We start from the raw sequence: 23805 nt of genomic DNA on the forward strand, positions 1-23805 counted from the left end.
ATTCTGATTAAAGTAATGCTGAGATGTAAAACAACTAGTTTGGGATGATGAATGAAAATATGTATTTATGGCGCAGGCAGTATCGGATGCTATCTAGGTGGGCGATTAGCCGTCGCTGGGTATGATGTCGATTTCATTGTTCGGCCTAAAATACAGCAACAACTTGAACAATATGGGCTGACTGTTTCGGATTATCTCTGTGAAAAAAATAGTGTTCCAGCAAGTAAGCTGCAACTTGGTACAGATCCAAACATTGCTGCTCAGACTGATATCATTTTTGTCTGTGTGAAATCAGCAGCGACTGAGCAAGTCGCTGCTGAATTAAAAGATATTCTGAAGAAAAAAACCATCATCATCAGTTTTCAGAACGGCTTAACTAATGTCGGAATTCTAAAGCAGGTTTTATCTGAACATACAATTCTTGAAGGTATGGTTCCTTTTAATGTCGCTGCTTTAGGGAATGGTGTCTTTCATCAAGGTACGGAAGGGGCTTTGTATGTGAAAAAACATGAAGCCTTAGGCGAGCTTGTGAACGCATTTAATGCAGCCCATCTTGAGCTTAAACTTGAACAAGATATGCAAGCGATTCAATGGGCAAAGTTACTGCTAAATCTGAATAATTCAGTCAATGCTTTATCTCAGCTTCCACTCAAGCAACAACTTTCTATTCGAGCCTATCGTCAATGTTTGGCAATGGCACAGGCGGAAGCCTTAGAACTTCTGAAATTTGCTAAAATTAAGCCTGCACAACTTACTGCTGTGCCTGCTCAGGTTCTGCCTAAAGTATTAAGTCTTCCAAATTTTATTTTTAATCTACTCAGCAAGAAAATGTTGGCGATTGATCCACTGGCTCGATCTTCAATGGCTGATGATCTTGCGGCGGGTCGAGCCACTGAAATTGACTGGATTAATGGTGAAATTGTTAACTTAGCCACACAGCTCAACTTACAGGCACCCATCAATAGTAAGTTAATCCAACTGGTTAAGCAGGCAGAAAATATATCTAAAGCTTGGTCTGCGAAAGAACTAAAAAAGGTGTTAGAAACTGCCTAATTCACGAACAAAATAAAAGCCTTAGCATATTGAGATCTATGCTAAGGCTGTTTTGATCGTAAATGTAAAAGACTTTAAATCTTGGCTGTTTCTTGTGGTCCAAATCGAGTAATCAAAATGCCAAAAATGGTTGCGAAGATATACATAAAGATTGAATAGACTGCGGCAGGCATTGCAATAGTAGTACTGGCCATAATAGTCAATGCAATGGTCATTGCGAGCGTACTGTTATGAATCCCGATTTCAAAAGCACAGGCTCTCGCTTGATAAGAGCTGATACCAAATAGTCGAGGTACAAAATAACCAATACAAAGACTAATTGCACAGAATAGCGCTGTGGCTAGTCCAATTTGACCAATATATTCAATAAGATTACTTCGCTCTTTTATAATTGCGCCAAGGATGATAATGACAAGAAAAACCACTGCAAAGATGCGAACAGGACGATTCAGTTTTTCAGCTGTGTGAGGGGCATAATGTCGGATCAGCATCCCAATAGCTACAGGCACGAGAATGATTGCAAATACTTGAAGTACTTTAGAAAATTGCAATCCAAGCTGCTGACCTTCATTCATAAAATGTAGAATCGAGAAATTCACAATAAAAGGTAAGAAAATGGCTGCAATAATGGCATTGATTGCAGTTAAGCTAATATTCAGTGCGATATCGCCTTTGTATAAATAGCTAAAGAGATTTGCTGTAGAGCCGCCAGGAGATGCTGCAAGTAGCATTAAACCTACGGCAAGTAATGGAGGTAAAGCCAGTATCTTACAAATCAAGAATGCAATACCAACCAATAAAATCAGCTGACAAAACAGAGCAATTAAAACCGCTTTAGGGTGCTTACTCACCCGTGCAAAGTCTTTAAGGGTGAGTTCTAAACCCAAGCCCGCCATTACGATTGCCAAAGCGATGGGTAAAAAAAGTGTAATTAGTCCAGAATCCATAGTTCGTTATTCCTTTTTAGATCAATTCAATATTATTTCCCAATCATTTTTATAGGATTTTGTCCGATCAAATCACAACTTAGCAGCATCTAAGTTGATATCATTTTTAACCTTAAAACATATCTAAATAACAGTTTTAACATAAAATTTAAGATTTTTACTGTCTAGCTAATCAATTAACATATTTAGATTATTAATTCTAATGATTTCTTTAGCTAAAAAAAATTATTCATTTTTATTTCAAAGTGTGCGATTTATCACATTTTATTTAATTGGAGTTTAGAAAAATTAATAAGAGAAAAATCAAGTTTTTGCATTTTTACATTTTATAACTCTTTATTAGTTTTGTTAATTGGCTAATTGTTGTGTGTAAATTAACCAAACTGCAAAGTTTATTTGACTAAATAGTAAAAACAAAATTTAAATTTATGAAAATAATATTTATATAATTAACAATGGTGTATACTGCATCCTCACATATGAAAATGCGAATCATTTAGGTTTTCTTCAAACTTTCATGATTCTTAAACAATAACTTTATAATATGCGACCAATTGGCAGAAAAATAAAAATCAGATGTAAAAAAGGTCAATGACTCTTTGTTACTTTAAGAAAGATAATTTGCGCCGATTATTACATTGTAACTATTTATTTATATAAAAATAAGTGAATAGTTATGTGAAAAGATGACCATTTTAGTGTGGCTCAAAATAAAAACTGTATTATTACAAATAGCGGAATAAATATGGATAACGTAGCTCAGCTCGAAACTGATACTAATTTCCAAAGTCGAAAAAAAATAACTTGGGCTGTTTTTAGTGTGCTCATCTTATTTCTGATCTTAGGTATTGCATATTATTTTTTGGTCTATCGATTCTACCAATCTACTGATAATGCCTATGTGCAAGCTGATGTCACTTGGGTGATGCCAAAAATATCAGGAGAAGTTGTCGAGCTGATTATTAACGACAATCAGTTTGTGAAAAAGGGGGAAGCTTTAGCAATTTTAGATCACCGTGATTATCAAGCGCGTTATGATCAAGCAAAGTCTTTGGTGACGCTCAAACAAGCTGCACTTGCAGTACAGCAACAAAATGAAAAATCCGCAAAATCATCGATTAGTGAAGCCAATAGTGGGGTTGTTGCAGCGCAAGCGGATTTATCTCGCTTGAAAAAAGATTTCATCCGTTATCAGGATTTGCTCAAAGATGGGGTAATTACCCGACAGAATTTTGAAGGTATCCAATCTCAGTACTTAACTGCACAAGCACAGGTTTCTAAAGCACAGGCAACGGTGAATGCTGCTGAAGCTCAGTTGGGTAGCTTACAAGCCAGTCGTGCGCAGTTATTGGCTGATATCCAAAATGCCAACGCCACTTTAGATCTTTATCAAATCGATCTTTCATCTTCGAAAGTGGTCAGCCCTGTAACAGGCAAAGTCGGCAGTCTTGCAATCCAAAAAGGTTCGCGCGTTTCACCGCAAACACGATTGATGGCGATTATTCCTGAGAAAAGTTTGTATGTACAAGCAAACTTCAAAGAAACCCAAATTGAAAAAATGCATATTGGGCAGGAAGTTAAATTAAAAATTGATGCTTATCCAAGCCTGACCTATACAGGAAAAATTGAAAGCTTTTCTCCCGCATCAGGTGCAACTTTTTCACTGATGCCACCAGACAATGCGACGGGGAATTTTAACAAAGTAGTACAGCGTATTCCTGTACGGATTGCAATTGATTCGAGTCCACACATTGATCTTATAAAACCTGGAATGTCAGTCAGTGCGACTGTTGATCTAAGAACTTAATCAGAAAGTTTTAGGTATAAGAAAATGAATAAATCGAACCAAGATGAGTGGAAGTTTGCGCCAAAAACAGCTTGGCTGATTTTTGCTGCCATGATTTTTGGTAATTTCATGGCGATTCTGGATATTCAAATTGTTGCGAGTTCTTTGAACGAAGTACAAGCAGGCATGAGTGCCAGCCGTTATGAGGTGACATGGGTTCAAACGGTTTACTTAATTGCTGAAATTATTGCCATTCCAATGTCGAGTATTGTATCTCGGGTACTCTCGACACGTATCTATTACACCATTTGTGCCATTGGATTCACGATCAGTTCTTTACTGTGTGCTTTGGCTTGGAACTTGGAAAGTCTGTTGGTATTTCGCGCGTTTCAAGGCTTTATGGGCGGAGGTATGATTCCAACCTCAATGACGGCGTTATACCTGCTGTTTCCTGAAGCAAAACGTGCTTTGCCATTGGTGATGTTCGGCATGATCAGTACCTTAGGTCCTGCCATTGGCCCAACCATTGGCGGATGGTTGACCAACAATTTTTCATGGCACTGGATGTTCCTGATCAATATCATCCCAGGCATTTTAATCGCGACGATTATTTACTCTGGCCCCAATATAGATCGTGCGAATTACTCACTCATCAAAACCATGGACTGGTTCAGCTTGATTGGTATGGCGATGTTCTTGGGTGGTTTGGAGTATTTCTTGGACGAAGGGGCACGTCATGACTGGTTAGCCGATACTGGTGTACGTATTGCATTCATCATCTGCCTGATTGGTGGAATGATTTTCTTCTCACGCAGTTTTACTCAGCCTAAACCGCTATTAGATCTCAGCGTATTTAAAAATAAAAACTTCGCTCTAAGTTGCATGATTACCTTTGTGATTGGTATGGCCCTGTATGGCTTGGGCTACATGATTCCTGTATTTCTTGGGCAAGTCCGAGAAATGAACAGTAGTCAAATCGGTCATATCATGATGGTAACAGGCATTGTCATGTTCTGTTTTGCGCCATTTCTTGCTTGGCTTATTCCGAATTTTGATACCCGAAAAACCGTATTTGTTGGCATGGTCTTGGCGGGTTTTGGTGTTTGGCTCAATTCACATCTCAGTATTCACAGCGATTATGACTTTATGTTCTGGCCGCAAATCTATCGTGGCATTGGCCTGATGATTTGTCTGATCGTGGTCTCGCATTTAGCGATGAGCACCTTACCACTAACTAAAGTTGCTGATGCTAGTGGTATTTACAACCTGATGCGCAACATTGGTGGTGCTGTGGGATTGGCATTAATCAATTCTTCACTGGACTGGCTAACGGCATTACATGTCACCCAAATTAATCAATATATGACACCGCAAAATTGGATCTTTATTGAAAGGTTAGACCAACTGACTGCACAGTACCAAGAAGTCGGTGCCAATGCGCAGCAAATCGCCCTGAGTGTGATTTATCGCGATATTCACTACCAAGCACTTACTTCAAGTTTTAATGATTTATTGCGTATGTTGGCCATCATTATGTTTGTGGCGGCTTTCTTAACCATTTTTATGGATAGGGGGAAGAAAATGGACATATAGAGATTTAATGCTAGAGGGTTTTCATATAACGAAAAAATAATCGGGGCATCTATAACAACATACCCCGTCATAAAAAGAACAGTGATACGCATTTTTATATTTCTTTATGAGATAGGGGAATTTGCATATCCAAATTTAGAGGTACAAGCTGATGATTAATACAACATATAAACTGATCTCAAGATTCAATAACAAAGAATCTACCTATGGCCAATATGTCGAGAAGGAACAAATCGATATTGACCGCTTAAAAGTGATGTACTCCATTTATGAGCAGTATTATGAGAACACCAAATTTTCCATCTTTGTAGATGATTTTAAAAAGAAAAGTGGTGCGATCTTAATTTTCAACTCAGAAACGGATGAAATTGTTGGGTTCTCTACAGTGGTGGTTCAACATTTTTATTTAAATGGTAAAGACTATACGGTGTTATTTAGTGGCGATACGGTGATTTTAAGAGCGTATTGGGGCACACGTACACTGCAAAGTACTATGCTTAAGCTGATGATTAAGTTACGGGTGAAATATCCGTTTAATGAGCTGTATTGGTTACTGATTTCAAAAGGTTATAAAACCTATTTACTGCTCGCGAACAACTATTATGTGTACTATCCAAATATCAAAGATGAAAATCAGCATTTGTCGACAGTGGTTGAACATTATTGTGAGAATTTCTTTGGTGAGTACTATGATAAAGAAGCAGGTTTATTAAACTTTGGAAATGACTATCAACCGCTGAAAGGTGAAGTTGCGCCTATTACTGAAGAAATGAGAGCAAAGAATCCAAATATTCATTTCTTTGAACAGATGAATCCAACATGGACAGTAGGTACAGAGCTACCGTGTATTGGTCGTTTAGGCTGGAAAGATATTGCACGTTTTCCAGTTAAATTGATGACCAAACCTGCCAGTAAAGGTCGATGCGAAGCATTGTTAAAGACACCTGCAAATCGTCAAGGAGTCTTACAATGAAGTATTCTGAATGGTTGACCTCAGGTTCACACCTGATTCTAAAACAATGGTGTGATGTTTCTGATCGAGATTTTAAAAAGCATGCGAACAGCTTAGAGCTGACACAACGACAAATTTTAAACTCAATTTTGCAAAGCTCGCATTTTGCCAAAAAGCACAATGTCAAAGATTATGCGCAATTTGTACAGGCTTTTCCTGCTTCGCGTTATAGTGCATGGCGTGAGAATATTCAGCGTTATCGAGACCAGGAATTACAACTCTCAAGCAGTAAACTGGTTCGTTTTCAACCGACTAGTGGTTCGAGTGAGCAAATTAAATTTATCCCTTACACCAAACTATTTTTAGATGAACTAGATCACGCGATTGCACCATGGATGGCCAGTCTCTATCGCAAATGCCCGCAGTTACGTTCAGGCACTCATTATTGGTCAGTTTCATGGTTGCCAGAAAGCCAACGTGAGGTACTTAAAGATAAAAATCTCAATGACGACAGTGCATTACTGGGCATTGGTAAGCGTATTTTATCTAAATTTACTCAAGCAGTTCCCAGTAATGTGGCTTTTGCTGCCAATGCCGATGATGCTTTATTTGCCACCATTTGCTATCTGGTCGCTAACCGCAATCTGGCCATGATTTCAGTATGGAGTCCGACCTTTGCTTTGCAACTTTTAGATCGTTTAGAGTCTATGCAGCAAGAGGTGATTGAAGTTTTAGAAACAGGTCGATGGGGAGCGCGCCAAGCTTCATTAAAAGAAGTCAAAGCGCCATTCAGTCCAGAAAGTGCAAAGTGTCTGATGGACAGTTCAAATGGTGAACACATTGATTTTAAAAGGTTATGGCCAATACTGAGTTTAGTATCGAGTTGGGATACCGCAGGATCTAAAGCTTGGGCGGAAAAACTAAAGCAACGCCTTCCATCTGTACAATTTGAAGGTAAAGGCTTATGGGCCACCGAAGGTGTAGTCACCATTCCATATAACGATCATTATCCACTGGCTTATCAAAGTCATTTCTATGAATTTGAATATTTAGAAGGTGAAAAAACGGGACAAATCATTCCATCTTGGGAGCTCAAGGTCGGAGATGTGGTCAGTCCAATTATCACATCAGGCAATGGTTTATTACGTTATTGCCTTGATGACTGCTTACGGGTGACCAGTTTTCTTGAACAAGTACCGTGTTTTGAGTTTCAAGGTCGCCGTTTTGGTGTGGATTTAGTGGGAGAGAAGCTTGCACCAGAAACAGCACAGCAATTGCTTTCACAACTGAATGAAACCGACTCTAAAGCAATCTCGTTGTTGGCAATTGATACTGAGCAACTAGTTAAGCCGTTCTATTGTGTTCTGTTTGAGGGTGAGATTCATCACAGTATTGATGATGATTATATTGATCAGATTTTGCGTCAAAACTTTCATTATGAGTTGGCTCGTAATCTCGGTCAGTTAGATCAGCCTCAGATTCGTCAAGCCAATAATGGTTGGAACGCCTACAAAAAGCTGGTTATGTTCGATGGCATCATCGAGGGCAATATTAAGCCTGAACCACTTAAGAAAGTTACCTTGAATAGTTTGGAACAACTATGAAGAAAAGGATGACGAAATTTAACCATCGATTCTTTAAGTTCTCCCAATACGCGTTCTGTATGGGATTGTTGTTGGCATCCAGTATGGTGGATGCCATGACTTTAGACGAAGCTTTGTCCGCCAGTTTAAGGCATGAAAGCCAATTGGAGGTGAGTCGTTTAAGTGTCAATCAATCGACAGCAATGCTGGAACAGGCAAAACAACGTGATGGCCTCAAAGTGAACTTGGTTGGGCAACTCGATTATGAAAGAGTCGAGACCCCGACTAATGTCATGTTTCCAACTGAAGGAAATCGAAAAGGTCGTAGTTTGCAATTACAAATGGATTACCCTATCTACACATCAGGGCGACATCGCTTGGGTATTGATGTTGCTAAAAATCAACTTTCTGCACATTCTCAGGGTCTTTCAGATCAACGTTCTGAAACGATTTTGAATACAGTTATGGTCTATACCGATGTACTGAAAAAGAAAGCGATTCTGGAGCTGAGAAAAAAAACCATGTCTAACTTACAGCGTTCGCTGTATGAGTCACAGCGACGTTTTGATGTGGGGATGATTACCCGTGCAGATTTAGCGCAAGTGCTGGCTCAAGTCGCTCAGGGACAAGCCGATATTACGCAAGCCCAATCCAATCTCACGGTGAGTGAAGCTCAATTCTACCAAATTACAGGTCTGAACGCGGATAATTTAACCGCAGTTAAGCGTCTACCAGAGGTTTCCAATAATCTGGATGAGATCTTGACTAAAACCAAGAATCATCCTGCCTTACTACGTGCCAAATATGAGAAACAAGCTTCTGAAAAGCAATATGCTTTAACCAAACGAGAGCTATGGCCAACAGTTATGCTTACCAGTCGTGCTGGCGCACAGCATGAGGCCAGTTATATTGGTTCGGAAAGTAACAACTACATGGTGGGAGTGCAACTTAATGTGCCACTCTATGACGATGGTTTGAATCGCGCCAATATTCGTAAAGCACAAGCGGATGTTGATTTGGCCAATCAAAAGATTCGTAGCCTTGAACTGGATTTGAATCAACGGGCACGTACCACCTATGCACAATTACAGACGATCCGTCAGAACAAAGATGCACTGCAAAATGCCATTGATGCTGCTTCAATTGCTTTTGTTTATACCCGTAAAGAGTTTGAGCTGGGGACCAAAACCACTTTTGATTTATTGAATACTGAACAAAAGTTATTGGATGTTCAAACTCAGAAAACGGTCAACGAGCAGGATGAAATTGTTTTTGTTTATCAGCTCTTAGACCAAATGGGACACCTCAATGATTTGGTGTCTACACAAAATACTGAACAGGTGAATAATTAATGAAAACAAATCCACCAAATATTCAAAATAATCCGTTGATTACCCGTGAAGCAACCTTGGCTGATGATCAAGCTTTACGTCAACTGATTGCGGTGCCGATGACCACCAAAGGGGTGCAAATCAGTTTCCAGCGTGAACCAAGTTATTTTAAGGCTTCAGATATTCTGTATCGGCATAAGCTGCATGTGGTGATTGAAGATACGGAAAGTCAGAAAAATGTCGCCTGTTACAGTAATGGCCATCGTCCATGCTATGTCGATAAAGCGGTACAAAATGTACGCTATGCCAGTGATTTGCGTGTTGATCCAAACTATCGTGGTAAATCATTGGTCAAGGCTTTGGGTGTACATGTCAAACAAACCATGCACCAGCCTGATTTTAGTCAGATGATTATTTTTAATGATAATTATGCGGCACGAGCAGCAATACAAACTGGAAAAACAGGAATTCCTGATTATTATGACGAAGGCCTGATTGAGACTTTAACCTTGACTCATCTTGGAGCCAAAAGAAAAATTAAAACCTTTATAGATCGTAAAACCAAGACTGAAACAGAGGTCAGCGAGATTAAATCTTGTGTGGCGCGTCCTGAACATATTACGGCAATGAATCGGTTTATTGGTGAAATGTCGCAGCATTATAATTTTATCCCTGCTTATAATTTCGAAGAATTACAGGCAGGGCATCAGTATTTTACGGGCTTGAAGCTTTCAGACTTTCAGCTTTATTTTCAAGATGCGAAACTCGTTGGAATGTTTGGATTATGGGATCAACACGGCCTTAAACAAACCAAAATCTTGCATTACAGTTCAGCGATTGGTGTACTGCGTCCGATTTATAATTTACTGACCAAAGTCACTAAAGCTATGCCATTACCTAAACTCGGTGATTCCTTAAAATATCATGTGTTACACAGCTTGTTGTGCCATCCGCAGCAGTTAGCACTGCATCATTTAATGCTTGAAGATGCGCAGAAACTCTCTAAGCAACGAGGTGTAGGAATCGTCAGTTTTACCTTATCGCATCAAGATCCACGTTTTCAGCTGAATCAGTTTTATAAGGGTGAACGCTTAACAGGCATGCATGGCTTTATTAGTTTTCTGGGTGATCCACGTCCAAACTTTGATAAGAGTCTAATTCCGTATTTAGAAGTTGGGCGAATTTGATTGGAGCAATAAAAAACGCCTCAAAGTGCGTAAATGATTGGGCTTTGAGGCTTTTTTATATGTAAATAGATTAGGCTTTTAGTCCTTGAGCATATTCAACCAGTTGATCAATCACCGTTCCCCAACCTTCAAAGAAGCCCATGTCTTCGTGTTGTTGGCGAGTTTCAGCAGTACGGTGTCTGGCAATTGCGGTATATTTGGTCGCACCATTGCCTGCATCTTCTAGCAACAGAATCGCAGTCATAAATGGATTTTCAGCAGGTTTCCAGTCCTCAGTATAAGTATCGGTAAAGACCAATTTTTTGCCATCAATCACTTCTAGATAAACACCTTCATTCTTGATTTCATTGCCATCAACATCAAAGATGGTATTGAATTTTCCACCGACTCGTAAATCAATTTCACAGGCTTTGATTGAGTGAGGGCGAGGAATAAAGAAGTGTTGGATATGTTCGGGTTTGGTCCAACATTCCCAGACCAGTTCACGTGGCACATCAATCACTCTTTCTAGTTTTAAATCAGTTTTTGGATCCAGTTTCATTTTCTCTTTTCCTTTTTAATTCGAGTGCATAACGATCAAATTGATTAAGTCGTTGTTCCCAGATTGCCCGTTGCTCACTTAACCAATTTTGCATGGGGATGAATGCATCGGGTGTCAGAGCACAAGTTCTGATTCGTCCATTTTTTTCTGAATGAATAAGTCCTGCTTCTTCTAATTTATTTAAATGTTTTAGAAAAGATGGCAGGGCCATGTCATGTTGTTCAGCCAGTTCAGTGATCGATGCCGTCCCAAAAGACAGTCGCGTTAAGATATCTCTGCGCGTTGGATCACTGAGAGCACTGAATAACAAATCGAGTTTAGAATCATACTTAGCCATAAAGCTAAGTATTGCACAAAAAATACTCATCTTGCAATAAAAAACTTAGCTTTTTAGCTAAGTTTTTATTGCCGTTTGTATCGCTCTATTTTTCTTGTTTATTGGTTAAAATAACCCCAATAAAACTTAGACTACCACCCACCAGCATTGACCAAGTGATGGGTTCATTCAGAATAAGAAATGCCAGTAAGACTGCAAATACAGGTACTAAATTATTAAATACGATGGTTCGAGATGCACCAATGCTGTGAATCGCCTCGGCATACCAGACAAAAGTCAGTACAGTACCAAAGGCACCTAGAAATACAATTGATAACCCGCTACGAAGAGAAATATGCGGCAGAGAAAACTGCATAAATTCAGGCATAAGACTGATGAATAGAAATAATGTTCCCCAAAGTACTGAATACGTGGTCATGGTTAAAGCGGGTGCATGGGTCTGCTTAAAGCAGATTGTGTAAATGACCCAACTCAAGACCGCGCCACACATCATCATTTCACCTGTGCCAAAAGATTGAGTGAATGCAGCAAAAAGTTCACCTTTACTCACGACGATCAGTGTGCCAACTAAAGCGAGACATACACCTAAATAATTTATGCTTCGAAGCCTTTCCTGAAAGAATATCCGCATGGCTAAGATGGTTAAAATAGGGGATAAGCTCACAAACAGTGCCGTTCTGCCTGCTTCAATTCTGGATAGAGCAGCAAAGAAAAATAAATTATAAGCAAGCACACCCGTCAATCCCATCAAGATGGCATAGACATGTTGTTGTACAGAAAGATTGGGAAATCCTCCTGTACTTTTCAACAAGATCAAGACCAGTAAGATCGCAGCAAAGCCAAAGCGTAATAATGCAGATAAGTTTGGAGAGAGTTCCGCAGCAACAATACGTCCTGCGATGAAGGTACCACCCCACATCATGGCAACACAGATCAGCTTAAAATAAACAGTGGAGCTTGAAAGAGAAATGGCTAAATGACGCATGAAAGTCTTAATCAATATAGAATTAAATCAAATCGTAAAACTAATTTATTTTTATAGTAAAATGAGCTTTTACTCATGAATGCATCATGATGACGCTGACCCAACTCGAAATATTTTCAAAACTCGCGGAACTAAAAAATTTTACCCATACTGCACAACAACTGAATATTTCACAGTCAGCGATTTCGCATGCACTGAAAGCGTTGGAAAAGAAGTGGGAAACCCAACTGTTTTATCGAAATAACAATGAAGTCGAACTGACTGCTGCAGGACAACGCTTACTGCCTTATGTGAATGAAATCTTGAATGTTTCTAACATTATTCATCAAGAAGTAATGGACCTAAAAGGTCTAAAAGCGGGAACGTTAAGGATAGGGTCCTTTGGTGCATCATCTTCCAATGTGCTGATTCCACTGATTTTAAAACAGTTTGCGCGGCAATATCCTGATGTTGAGGTGTTGATGATGGAAGGTACGGATAAAGAAGTATTGCAATGGATAGATGAACGCAAAGTCGATCTTGGGTTTGTGGTGCTGCCTGAAACCCGCTTTGATAGTTTTGCTTTGCTGGAGGATATCTTTGTTGCTTTATTGCCAAAGGATTTAGAGATAGCACAAAAGCCAGCAGTGCAATTGCAAGCGTTGATTGATCATCCTTTTATCCTGACCAGTGCGGGCAGTCAAAACCATGTCATGGAACTTTTTAAGGCTGCACAATTGACGCCGCAGATTAAGTATAACTTGTCGCAAATCCTGTCGATTTTAAATATGGTCAATCACGGTGCTGGGGTTTCGATCGTGGCGGATTTAGCCCTAGACAACAATATTCTTCAGCTATATCCCAATGTGGTAAAACGGCCATTATCTCCTAATACTAAACGTTCAATAGGTCTAGCAGTCAAAAACAAGCAACAGATGACACCGATTGCAAAAGCCTTTGTTGAGATTGCCGTGCAGCTCTAAGTTTAGGTCAATATGGTAAAACTTGTTTAATTGTTCATAAAAAGGCTAGAAAAACAGACAAAAGTTATCAATTACACAAAATACTTCTATAATAGCGCCCATCAATACTAAGGTCAGTGTTTAGATAGAGTCATAAGACGACCTTAGCCACAGTTTTTTAAGTCCATTTGTGATCCACGATTCGGCTTATAGATTAATATTTTCAATCTTATGTACTTGCAACACATAAGAATATTTAGGTGCTCGCATGGAAATCAAGGTTAATTATCTCGACAATCTTCGCCAAGAAGCGAAGTTTGATGACTTTACGGTAATCGCCGATCAGCCGATTCGTTATAAAGGCGATGGTTCTGCACCCGGTCCATTTGATTATTTCCTTGCTTCATCTGCGTTATGTGCAGCTTACTTTGTCAAAGTGTATTGTGCTGCGCGTGATATTCCAACCGACAACATTCGTTTATCACAGAACAATATTGTTGATCCTGAAAATCGCTACAAACAGATTTTTAAAATTCAGGTTGAATTACCAGCTGATATTTCTGAAAAAGACCGTCAAGGTATCTTGCGTTCAATCGATCGCTGTACGGTTAAGAAAGTGATTCAAACCGGACCAGAATTTATCATTGAAGAGGTTGAAAGCATTGATGCAGATGCACAAGCCTTATTGATGCCAAGCCTTACCTCTGAAAGCAGCACCTACATTGCGGGTAAAGATCTGCCATTAGAAGAGACCATTGCCAATATGTCAGGGATTCTGGCAGGTCTAGGCATGAAGATTGAAATCGCATCTTGGCGCAATATCGTACCGAATGTCTGGTCCTTGCATATCCGAGATGCACAATCACCAATGTGCTTTACCAATGGTAAAGGCTCAACCAAAGAAAGTGCTTTGGCATCGGCTTTAGGTGAATTCATTGAACGTTTAAACTGTAACTTCTTCTATAACGATCAATTCTGGGGTGAGGACATTGCCAATGCAGAATTTGTGCATTATCCAGATGAGAAGTGGTTTAAACCGGGTCCAAATGGCGAATTACCAAAAGAAATTTTGGATGAATATTGTCTCGAAATTTATAATCCAGATGATGAGTTACTCGGTACACATTTATATGACACCAACTCAGGGAATACAGCACGTGGTATTTGCTCATTGCCATTTGTACGCCAATCTGATGATGAAATTGTCTATTTCCCATCGAATCTGATTGAGAACTTATATCTGAGTAACGGTATGAGTGCGGGCAATACCTTGGCAGAAGCTCAGGTTCAATGCTTATCTGAAATTTTTGAACGTGCGGTTAAACGTGAAATTCTGGAAGGTGAAATTGCATTACCCGATGTGCCGCAAGAGGTATTGGCCAAATACCCAAGTATTGTGGCAGGTATCCAAGGCTTGGAAGAGCAAGGTTTCCCAGTCCTTGTAAAAGATGCATCATTAGGCGGTCAATTCCCTGTGATGTGTGTGACTTTAATGAACCCACGTACAGGCGGTGTATTTGCCTCATTTGGTGCGCACCCAAGCTTGGAAGTGGCATTAGAGCGTAGTTTGACTGAATTATTGCAAGGCCGTAGTTTTGAAGGTTTGAACGATTTACCGCAACCAACTTTCCAAAGCAATGCAGTGACCGAACCAAACAACTTTGTTGAACACTTCATTGATTCAAGCGGTTTGGTCTCTTGGCGTTTCTTTAGTGCCAAATCAGATTATGATTTTGTGGAATGGGATTTCACCAATGAAGGTGAAAACTCCAATGCTGAAGAAGCAGAAGAATTGTTTGGCATCCTTGAAGAAATGGGCAAAGAAGTCTACATGGCGGTATATGAGCACTTAGGTGCAACCGCATGCCGTATTTTGGTGCCTGATTATTCTGAAATTTATCTTGTTGAAGACCTAATTTGGGACAATACCAACAGAGCGATTTTATTCCGTGAAGATATCCTTAATCTACATCGTTTAGATAACGCGCAACTGGAAGCTTTGGTTGAGCGTTTAGAAGAATGCGAATTGGATGATTACACCGAAATCACCACCTTGATCGGGATTGAATTCGATGACAATACGGTATGGGGACAATTAACCCTGCTTGAACTCAAGCTGTTGATCTATCTTGCTTTAGAGCAGTTTGAAGAAGCGAAAGAATTGGTTGAGACTTTCTTGCAATACAATACCAACACGGTAGAACGTGGTTTGTTCTATCAATGCATGAATGTGGTGTTAGAAGTTTTACTCGATGATGAAATGGAGCTTGAAGACTACGAAACCAATTTCCGCCGTATGTTTGGTAATGAGCGTATGGATGCTGTAGTTGGTTCTGTTGAAGGCACAGTCCGTTTCTATGGTCTTACACCAACCAGTATGAAACTGGAAGGGCTTGATCGTCATTTACGTTTAATTGACAGCTATAAGAAATTGCATAAAGCACGTGCTAAGGCAGTTAGCTTAAATGGCTAAAACTCAATAAATATTGTTTTAAAAAGTGCATGTTGATCATGCACTTTTTTTATTTAGAACCTATAAAATTTTGTTTTTTGGGTCACTCAAAATTTTAATAAATTGATTGCTTGACCTTGCAATTATTGGAAGGACTACAGTGTCTTTCATAAAGGTAACTGTGCCACATGAGATAGAAACCCTCATCTATTGATGGTGTCACTTCCTTTATTTTCATCAATATAGCATGTCAATCACATCTGAAATGAATGTGATGCTGCTGAATAGAAAGGAAACAATAATGAGTGAACAACAATCGGCAATAATGCCTAACCCAAATGATGCAAGTGATATTTATAGTCTCTCTACACGTGCTTATATGGAACTAACCAACCGTATGCATGTTGATATGCAAATCAATTACACAGGTAATGCGGACATCGACTTTATGCGTGGAATGATTCCACATCATCAAGTGGTCATAGATATGGCCAAGGTTGCCTTGAAATATTGTTATGATTCAGAAGTTCGGATGTTGGCAAAAAATATTATTTTAGCTCAAGATATTGAAATTAAAGTGATCAATGCTTGGTTACAACGGCATCTATTATAAAGCCTTCGATCTTATTCTTGATTTGATAGTTTCATCCATAAAAGGCTGAATCAAAACAGCCTTTTATGGATTACAGCTTTTCGTAATTAGATAGAAAGGTAGCGATTATGCCGAAGATAACCGTGCTTCCACATGAAAAAGTCTGTCCAGAAGGCATTATTCTAGACATTAAAACGGGTGCAAACCTGTGTCGAACTTTACTCGATCATGGCATTGAAATTGAACATGCATGTGATCTTTCAGGAGCCTGTACCACCTGTCATGTCATTATTCGAAAAGGCTTTGAAAGTTTGCAGGAAATGGATGATGTTGAAGCAGACTTGCTTGATCGTGCTTGGGGGTTAAGTCCAGAGTCTCGACTGTCTTGTCAGGTGAATATTCAGGATCAGCCTTTAGAAATAGAAATCCCCAAATACACGATCAATTATGTTTCCGAAAAGAAGGAATGATTAGATGAAATATTGTTTATTTTAATGTGTAAAAGGCTTGACCTTACCATTATGGCAACCTTTATAGTGTGTTTATCTTCTTAAATAACTGAATGGAGTTTTACGATGGAATTTCATGTCGAAAATATGACCTGTGGTGGTTGTGCACGTGGCGTAACCCGTGCGATTCAAGCCGTAGATGCCAATGCAAAAGTGATTACTGATCCACCTAACCGCAGTGTTAAAGTTGAAACTACAGCATCACAGCAACAAGTGGTCGAGGCTTTATCTGAAGCAGGTTTTCCACCTCGTTAATTCTGTGGGTAAATCAAAAGCGGCTAAAACAGCCGCTTTTTTTGTGAGATAAAATCTTCTAAAAAATAAAAGGCAATCATAAGATCACCTTTTATACTGTTCTACTTGCGCCCAGTGAGTGGGGACAGTGAGAGCAGATCATTATGATGATGGATGTCCTTCATTTCATGACTTGGCTCTTTTAAGCCTTCGAGAATCGGACAGTCGGGGCGATTATCACCCGCACAGCAATCAACCAAGTTCTGTAAGGTTTGCGCCATTTGCTGTAGGTCTTGGATACGCTCTTCCAATTTATGGATATGTGCCTGAGCCAATTGTTTTACATCGGCAGAGTGCCGATTGCGATTATTCCATAAATCCAGTAAATCGGTGATTTCCGTGACTGAGAAACCCAACTCGCGACTACGTTTGATAAATTTCAAACGTTCCACGTCGTTCTCTGAATAAGAACGGTAGCCTGCATTGCTACGTCCTGCCGCAGGAATCAAACCAATTTGCTCGTAATAACGAATCATCTTGGCCGTCACACCTGAAGCTTGAGAAACTTTACCTATATTCATAAGATCCTCCATTAGCCTATATGCACTGACGGCGGTTGGAAACGACGTAAACGTAGGGCATTCCCAAGCACAAACACACTTGAAAGTGCCATCGCACCCGCAGCAAAAATCGGTGACATCAAGATGCCATAAGCAGGGTATAACACACCCGCAGCCACTGGAATCAATAGGGTGTTATAAGCGAAGGCCCAGAACAAGTTTTGGTGAATATTGCCAATGGTTGCCTTAGACAAGGCAATTGCATTGGCCACACCTTGCAAGTTCCCAGACATCAACACCACATCCGCAGACTCAATTGCCACGTCTGTACCTGTGCCAATTGCAAGGCCGACATCTGCTTGAGCCAATGCTGGTGCATCATTGATCCCATCGCCCACAAAGGCAATATTGCCATATTTTGCTTTCAGTTCCTGCACGGCATTGACTTTACCTTCAGGTAGCACTTCGGCAATCACTTCATCAATGCCAAGTTGTTTGGCAATGGCATGTGCGGTACGAGCATTATCACCCGTAATCATTGCCACTTTTAAACCCAGTTGATGTAAGGCTTGAATTGCAGCAGGTGTGGTGTCTTTGATTGGATCGGCAACCGCAATAATCCCTGCCAAAGCACCATCAATTGCCACATAGAGTGGAGATTTTCCTTCATCACCCAAACGTTGTGCCGTATGGGAAAATGGAGTGATATCCAGACCAAGTTGAATCATATAGCGGTCTGCACCGATATAGATATTTTGGCTTTCATTCACGGTGGCATTAACACCCATCCCTGTGACTGAATCAAATCGATCAACTTTAGGCAGGGTCAGACCTTGATTTTTTGCCGCATCGACAATTGCTTTGGCAATGGGATGCTCAGAAAGCGACTCTACTGCAGCAACGAGGCTGAGCACATCATTACGCTCAAAAGCTGATGTCACCTCAAAATCAGTCAGTACGGGATGACCTTCGGTCAATGTTCCTGTTTTATCAACGGCAACTACTTGTGCATCTTTTAACAGTTGTAGCGCTTCACCTTTGCGGAACAAGATGCCAAGTTCCGCACCACGCCCAGTACCAACCATAATCGAGGTGGGGGTTGCTAGGCCCATGGCACATGGACAGGCAATAATCAGTACCGCAACTGCATTGACCAATGCAAAAGTTAAAGCAGGTGAAGGGCCGAAAACTAGCCATACGAGGAAGGTGAGTAAAGCGGCAATCATCACTGCGGGTACAAACCATAAGGTCACTTTGTCGACCACGGCTTGAATCGGCATTTTAGAACCTTGTGCCTGCTCGACCAGACGGATAATCTGCGCCAACATGGTGTTGCCACCGACAGCGACGGCTTTAAAACTTAAAGTACCATTCTGGTTAATGGTTCCACCCACTACTTGGCTACCAATATTTTTCTCAACAGGAATCGGTTCACCTGTGATCATCGATTCATCGACAAAGCTTTGGCCTTCAATGACTTCACCATCGACAGGGATTCTTTCACCTGGTTTTACAATCACAAAATCGCCCGCAAGCACTTGATCGATTGGAATATCGACTATCTGATTATCTCTAGAAACATGGGCAACTTTTGCCTGTAAGCTGACTAAGCGTTGAATCGCTTCAGAAGTGCGTCCTTTGGCTTTCGCCTCAAGAAAACGACCGAGTAGAATCAAGGCCACAATCACAGCAGCAGCTTCGTAATAAACATTGACCGTGCCAGCAGGTAATAGCTTTGGTGCAAAGGTTGCAACCAGTGAAAACAGATAAGCCGCCAGTGTACCGACTGCAACCAAAGAGTTCATATCGGGAGCTAAACGGACTAAAGCGGGTAGACCTTTGAGATAAAAACGACGACCCGGGATAATCAACACTAGGGTGGTTAAAACGAATTGGAGGTACCAACTATTTTGCATACCAATGCTTTGTTCAATCAGATGATGAACACCCGGAATCAAGTGTGAGCCCATTTCCAAGATAAACACAGGTAAGGCTAGAATGGTTGCAATAATCAGGTCACGTTTGAGTTCATTTCTTTCTTGATCTTTTTTCTCAAGTTGTTCACTTTGATCCGGAATGGATGCCTGAATTTCTTTGGCATCGTAACCTGCTTTATCAATCGCTGCGATTAAGCTTTCGACCTTAGCCGTACCCGTTACCGTGGCACGTTCAGTTGCCAAATTGACGTTGGCAGTTTTTACGCCAGTAACCGCATTCAATGCTTTTTCAACACGACTAACACATGAAGCGCAGGTCATGCCTTCAATCGACAATTCGACCTTGCTGGCAGGGACGTCATAGCCTGTTTGTTCTATGGCTTGAATTAGCACTTGTTGGTCTATGGGCTTAGCAAGCGTGATATCTGCACGTTCTGTGGCTAGATTCACTGATGCAGACTGAACGCCGTCAACTTTTTTGAGTGCTGCTTCAACGCGTCCAACACAACTGGCGCAAGTCATGCCCTCGACTTGAAGGCTGACATTCATATTATTAGACGATGTTTTTGTTTGCGTTTCCATAAGTTATACCTATAGAGATAATCCGATTGCTTTCAGCATAGACCTTAACATTATGGGAAGGTCAAGCGGATTTATCAAATTTTAGGATTTTATGCAAACGGAGTTGGGGCAGGCTCATGGATTGTCCTTTATTTCATTCAAGGACAATCCAAATGCAGAATGGTTCAATGAGGGGATTTAAACAGCTATTTTTTTGGCTTCATCGTCTATCTGAGTTTGTGACTGTGCCGACTTTTGTACTTGAGTGTAATTTTCCAGATCGAAGCGACGGGTACGCTGACGATATTCTAATGTGAATCCTGGCCAATTATTGGTATTTTTACCCGTCGCGGTTTGGTACCAGCTGGTGCAGCCTTGAGACCACATGGTTGGCTTCATACGCTCCTGAATTTCTTGATTAAACTGTACTTGGATTTCAGCTTTCAGATCGGTGAAGGATAAATTATTTTGGATATGGGCTTGAAGTGCATCTAGGATGTAATTTACTTGGCTTTCAATCATATACACGATTGAGTTATGCCCAAGATTGGTATTTGGGCCATACAGCATAAAGAAATTAGGGAAGCCGCTTACAGTTAAACCTAAATAAGCCTCTGCGCCATCGACCCATTGGTCTTTTAATTTTTTGTCATTCAGTCCTGTAATTTGCATGGGTGCCATAAACTCAGTTGCCGTAAAACCTGTTCCATAAATAATGGCATCGACTTCGCGATGTTTGCCATCTTTATCGACAATACCAGTTTCAGTGACTTCCTGAATCGCGCTATTAATGACCTCAACATTAGGACGAACCAAACTTCGATACCAATAGTTTGAAATCAGAATTCGTTTACAACCAATCGGGTAGTCGGGCATCAGACGGTGGCGGAAATGCGGGTCTTTGATTTCTTCACGGATATGCCGTTGAAAAATATATTCGGCCAAAGGAATTTCATTCAGCGTGGCGGTAAAGCTCTTAAGGCGAATCTCGTTATAACTATATTGAAATACACGATCAAGACTTTGCAAAATTGGAAGTTTTTGAAATGCTTTTCGTTCCAATGTTGAATATACACGGTCTGGTTTGGGAATAACATAAGGTGCGGAACGTTGATAGATATCTAAATGTGCAACTTGCTTAACGATCTCAGGCACAAATTGAATCGCACTGGCACCTGTCCCAATGACTGCCACACGTTTATTATTTAAGTCGTAGTCATGCTCCCAACGTGCTGAATGAAAAGCTTTTCCTTTGAAACGATCCAAACCTTTAATTTTCGGGTACGCGGGGCGGTTGAGCTGACCCACCGCAGCAATCAGAAATTCTGCCTCAAATTTTTTCCCAGTTGAACTCTGAATCTGCCAAACACCTTGAGTGGCATCAAAATCAGCACTGGCAATCTCAGTATTAAACTGGATATGCGGATAAAGCTGATGTTTCTCGGTGCAGTGTTTTAAGTACTGATAAATTTCCTGCGATGAACCATAGCGGTTTTTCCAGCCAAGATCTTGTTCAAAAGAAAATGAATATAGGTGAGACGGAACATCACAAGCAGCACCTGGATAGGTATTGTCACGCCAGACACCACCGACATCATTGGCTTTTTCAAATAAGGTAAATTGTTCAAATCCAGCACGTTTGAGCTGAATGGCTAGCCCTAATCCACCAAATCCAGTTCCAATAATGGCGATACGAATATTTTTATTTGAAGATAATTGTTGTTTAAACATAACGGACTCAAGTGAAAAGTATCATGTATTGCTTGCAGAATAATCGTTTCGTGCATTGATTTAGAGGATGGATCAGGACAAAATATTGTGATTAGCGGACATTGAGAAAATAGGTTTGAACTACTTATGGTCATATCAACGTAGTATCCATAGTATTCGTCTCATGGCAGATTTTGCGGCTGAACTGGGCGTGAGTCATGCACAGATCCTCAAGGGAACAGGACTGGAGCAGCAACAGTTGCTTGATCCAAATATGTTGGTAACTGGGCAACAGGAATTCCAGCTGATTCGCAATTTAGTTGAGACATTTAGCCAGAGACCTTCGCTTGGCTTGGAGGTTGGTCAACGTTATCACTTTACCACCTTTGGTTTTCTCGGCTTAGGCTTGATCAGTAGTGCGAATATTCGTGAAGCTTTGAACTTTGCTTTGGCCTATTTTCCTTTATCTTTTGCTTTTAGTCAGTTTGTGGTATCAGAACTACCTGAGACTGATAATATTCGAATTGATATAGAGGTAGATGAGGGAATTCCTCAAATATTACGGCAATTCATTATTGAGCGAGATATTGCCGCACTGATAACAGTCCAACATGATTTGATTTCAGAGAATCTCTGCCAAAAAGTAGTATTTGGCTTTCAGTCCTGTGGAGAACGGCTGCCTTATCATGAATTGTTTGGGGTGATGCCTGAATTTGGTGGATCGAAAAGCTTTATTATCTTAAATGCAGAAAAAATAGATCAAAAGCTGAGTATGGCAAATGAACTGGTGCTACATTCAGCTGAGCAACAATGCCGAGAAATACTAGATAAGAGGCAATCTCAAAAAAAATATACTGATCAAGTGCAACACATCCTTATGAATAGCAAGGGGAAAATTCCAGCGATGGAGGAGGTTGCAGATCATTTATATCTAAACTCTCGCACCTTACGTCGTTATTTGGCGCAAGAACAAACCACATTTATTAAAATCAGGGAGGAAGCCCGAAAAATGATGGCAAACTCCTATTTGTCATCAACACAAATTTCAATTGAGCAAATTTCTGAATGGTTAGGCTATGCTGAACCTTCCAGTTTTATTCATGCTTATAAACGCTGGTATGGCAAAACGCCTCATGCAAGCCGACTAAAAAATAAAGTGTAGAAAATAACGATTCAGTGGCATATAAAAGATAGAGGAAAGCGAAATAAACAAAAAGGATAACTGTTCATCTTTATTCGAGTGGACAGGTGTCAGGAAGATAGAAAGGTAGCAGGCCATGCTTTTAGAACACGACTTAAGTCGATCCGAATTTAGTCTTTTGTCAGAAATATTATGGAAACTAGGTTCAGGAAAAGGACAAGAGAATTTACGTGAAACAGTCTTGGTAGATATTGCGACTCTATTAAGAGCCGATTTTGCTGCTTCTTATATTTGGGATGCAAAACAGCATCTATCCAAACAAGGCATTATGTGGCAAATCGATCCCAAAGCAATCCTAGAATATGATCGTATTTGGCAGCACGATGACCCGATTACGTCTCGGCTGCGGGAACGACAACAAGCAACTTTCGTGAATGAAATCATTTCGATATCAGAACTAAAAAAAACGGATTATTACAATGAGTTTCTACGCCCTTATGGTCTGTATCATGGTTTAAATATCTATTTTGTTCGGGATGGGATAGATATTGGCGACTTGCGTATTTGGCGTGCTCAAGATTCGGTGATGTTTAGTGAACGAGAGAAAAGAATCTTAAATCTAATTGAACCTTATATGATTCAAGCTTTGCCGATAGATTTATTGACCCAATACTTTTTAACCCCACGGGAGCAAGAAGTGGTCATGCTAGTGAGTAAGGGGTTGAGTGATAAATATGTTGCCAATTTACTGGATATCAGCTTCACCACGGTGAGGACGCATTTAAAAAGTGCTATGAAAAAAATGGATTGTCATAATCGTACTGAAATGGCTGCATTGATGCATGCTTAATGGTCTCCTCAATTTTGAGGATA

Annotated in this window: 21 protein-coding genes; 14 read left to right on the top strand and 7 right to left on the bottom strand. The window is 40.3% G+C overall.

Annotated elements, in window-relative coordinates; genetic code table 11:
• The first annotated feature begins 51 nt into the window (after nt 1-51).
• Nucleotides 52-1053: a 2-dehydropantoate 2-reductase gene (locus FPL17_RS04755; protein ID WP_159883587.1), complete on the top strand. Its 1002-nt coding sequence runs from the start codon at nt 52-54 to the stop codon at nt 1051-1053.
• 74 nt (nt 1054-1127) lie between these two features.
• Here the strand turns inward: FPL17_RS04755 and FPL17_RS04760 are convergent, their stop codons facing one another.
• On the bottom strand, nt 1128-2000 hold the full coding sequence (locus FPL17_RS04760; RefSeq protein ID WP_159883589.1) for a bile acid:sodium symporter family protein: 873 nt from the start codon (nt 1998-2000) through the stop codon (nt 1128-1130).
• A 745-nt stretch (nt 2001-2745) separates the two neighbouring features.
• Between FPL17_RS04760 and FPL17_RS04765 the strand changes: the two genes are divergently transcribed.
• From FPL17_RS04765 to FPL17_RS04790, 6 genes are all read left to right on the top strand, one after another.
• On the top strand, nt 2746-3807 hold the full coding sequence (locus FPL17_RS04765; RefSeq protein WP_151716299.1) for an HlyD family secretion protein: 1062 nt from the start codon (nt 2746-2748) through the stop codon (nt 3805-3807).
• Nucleotides 3808-3831: 24 nt separating this feature from the next.
• Nucleotides 3832-5379 (top strand): DHA2 family efflux MFS transporter permease subunit, encoded by a 1548-nt coding sequence (locus FPL17_RS04770; protein ID WP_159883591.1) that lies wholly within the window; start codon nt 3832-3834, stop codon nt 5377-5379.
• A gap of 151 nt (nt 5380-5530) precedes the next feature.
• A complete protein-coding gene (locus FPL17_RS04775) occupies nt 5531-6352 on the top strand; it encodes a hypothetical protein (protein WP_005188289.1) in 822 nt (273 codons plus the stop codon).
• Nucleotides 6349-7935, top strand: a complete 1587-nt coding sequence (locus FPL17_RS04780; protein WP_159883593.1) for a GH3 family acyl-acid amido synthetase — start codon at nt 6349-6351, stop codon at nt 7933-7935. The genes FPL17_RS04775 and FPL17_RS04780 overlap by 4 nt, the downstream gene beginning before the upstream one ends.
• Complete coding sequence (locus FPL17_RS04785) at nt 7932-9266, top strand: TolC family protein (protein ID WP_159883595.1); 1335 nt, start codon at nt 7932-7934, stop codon at nt 9264-9266. Before FPL17_RS04780 ends, FPL17_RS04785 begins: the two co-directional genes overlap by 4 nt.
• Complete coding sequence (locus FPL17_RS04790) at nt 9266-10432, top strand: hypothetical protein (RefSeq protein ID WP_159883597.1); 1167 nt, start codon at nt 9266-9268, stop codon at nt 10430-10432. Before FPL17_RS04785 ends, FPL17_RS04790 begins: the two co-directional genes overlap by 1 nt.
• A gap of 70 nt (nt 10433-10502) precedes the next feature.
• On the opposite strand, the gene FPL17_RS04795 is transcribed toward FPL17_RS04790, so the two are convergent.
• The 3 genes from FPL17_RS04795 to FPL17_RS04805 form a co-directional block, all read right to left on the bottom strand.
• The gene (locus FPL17_RS04795) at nt 10503-10973 is read right to left on the bottom strand and encodes an SRPBCC family protein (protein ID WP_159883599.1); all 471 of its coding nucleotides are present in this window, start codon (nt 10971-10973) and stop codon (nt 10503-10505) included.
• Nucleotides 10951-11310, bottom strand: coding sequence for an ArsR/SmtB family transcription factor (locus FPL17_RS04800; protein WP_159883601.1), 360 nt, complete (start codon nt 11308-11310; stop codon nt 10951-10953). The genes FPL17_RS04795 and FPL17_RS04800 overlap by 23 nt, the downstream gene beginning before the upstream one ends.
• 85 nt (nt 11311-11395) lie before the next feature.
• On the bottom strand, nt 11396-12295 hold the full coding sequence (locus FPL17_RS04805; RefSeq protein ID WP_159883603.1) for a DMT family transporter: 900 nt from the start codon (nt 12293-12295) through the stop codon (nt 11396-11398).
• 89 nt (nt 12296-12384) lie between these two features.
• Between FPL17_RS04805 and FPL17_RS04810 the strand changes: the two genes are divergently transcribed.
• The 5 genes from FPL17_RS04810 (at nt 12385) to FPL17_RS04830 (ending at nt 17044) form a co-directional block, all read left to right on the top strand.
• A complete protein-coding gene (locus tag FPL17_RS04810) occupies nt 12385-13257 on the top strand; it encodes a LysR family transcriptional regulator (RefSeq protein ID WP_159886791.1) in 873 nt (290 codons plus the stop codon).
• A 247-nt stretch (nt 13258-13504) separates the two neighbouring features.
• Complete coding sequence (locus FPL17_RS04815; protein WP_159883605.1) at nt 13505-15709, top strand: OsmC domain/YcaO domain-containing protein; 2205 nt, start codon at nt 13505-13507, stop codon at nt 15707-15709.
• 280 nt (nt 15710-15989) lie between these two features.
• A complete protein-coding gene (copM, locus tag FPL17_RS04820) occupies nt 15990-16301 on the top strand; it encodes a CopM family metallochaperone (RefSeq protein WP_151716309.1) in 312 nt (103 codons plus the stop codon).
• Between the two features lie 107 nt (nt 16302-16408).
• On the top strand, nt 16409-16750 hold the full coding sequence (gene fdx / locus FPL17_RS04825; protein WP_159883607.1) for an ISC system 2Fe-2S type ferredoxin: 342 nt from the start codon (nt 16409-16411) through the stop codon (nt 16748-16750).
• Between the two features lie 105 nt (nt 16751-16855).
• A complete protein-coding gene (locus FPL17_RS04830) occupies nt 16856-17044 on the top strand; it encodes a heavy-metal-associated domain-containing protein (RefSeq protein ID WP_004653564.1) in 189 nt (62 codons plus the stop codon).
• Between the two features lie 101 nt (nt 17045-17145).
• On the opposite strand, the gene cueR is transcribed toward FPL17_RS04830, so the two are convergent.
• From cueR to FPL17_RS04845, 3 genes are all read right to left on the bottom strand, one after another.
• Entirely contained in the window at nt 17146-17604 is a 459-nt protein-coding gene (gene cueR / locus FPL17_RS04835) for a Cu(I)-responsive transcriptional regulator (RefSeq protein WP_159883609.1), read from the bottom strand.
• 11 nt (nt 17605-17615) lie between these two features.
• Nucleotides 17616-20102, bottom strand: a complete 2487-nt coding sequence (locus FPL17_RS04840; protein ID WP_159883611.1) for a heavy metal translocating P-type ATPase — start codon at nt 20100-20102, stop codon at nt 17616-17618.
• 177 nt (nt 20103-20279) lie between these two features.
• Complete coding sequence (locus FPL17_RS04845; RefSeq protein WP_159883613.1) at nt 20280-21812, bottom strand: flavin-containing monooxygenase; 1533 nt, start codon at nt 21810-21812, stop codon at nt 20280-20282.
• A 115-nt stretch (nt 21813-21927) separates the two neighbouring features.
• Between FPL17_RS04845 and FPL17_RS04850 the strand changes: the two genes are divergently transcribed.
• Both FPL17_RS04850 and FPL17_RS04855 read left to right on the top strand, forming a co-directional pair.
• A complete protein-coding gene (locus tag FPL17_RS04850) occupies nt 21928-22953 on the top strand; it encodes an AraC family transcriptional regulator (protein ID WP_159883615.1) in 1026 nt (341 codons plus the stop codon).
• Between the two features lie 115 nt (nt 22954-23068).
• Nucleotides 23069-23782, top strand: a complete 714-nt coding sequence (locus FPL17_RS04855; RefSeq protein WP_159883617.1) for a response regulator transcription factor — start codon at nt 23069-23071, stop codon at nt 23780-23782.
• Nucleotides 23783-23805: the final 23 nt, after the last annotated feature.

It is taken from the genome of Acinetobacter dispersus, assembly GCF_009884975.1.
GTDB lineage: Bacteria > Pseudomonadota > Gammaproteobacteria > Pseudomonadales > Moraxellaceae > Acinetobacter > Acinetobacter dispersus.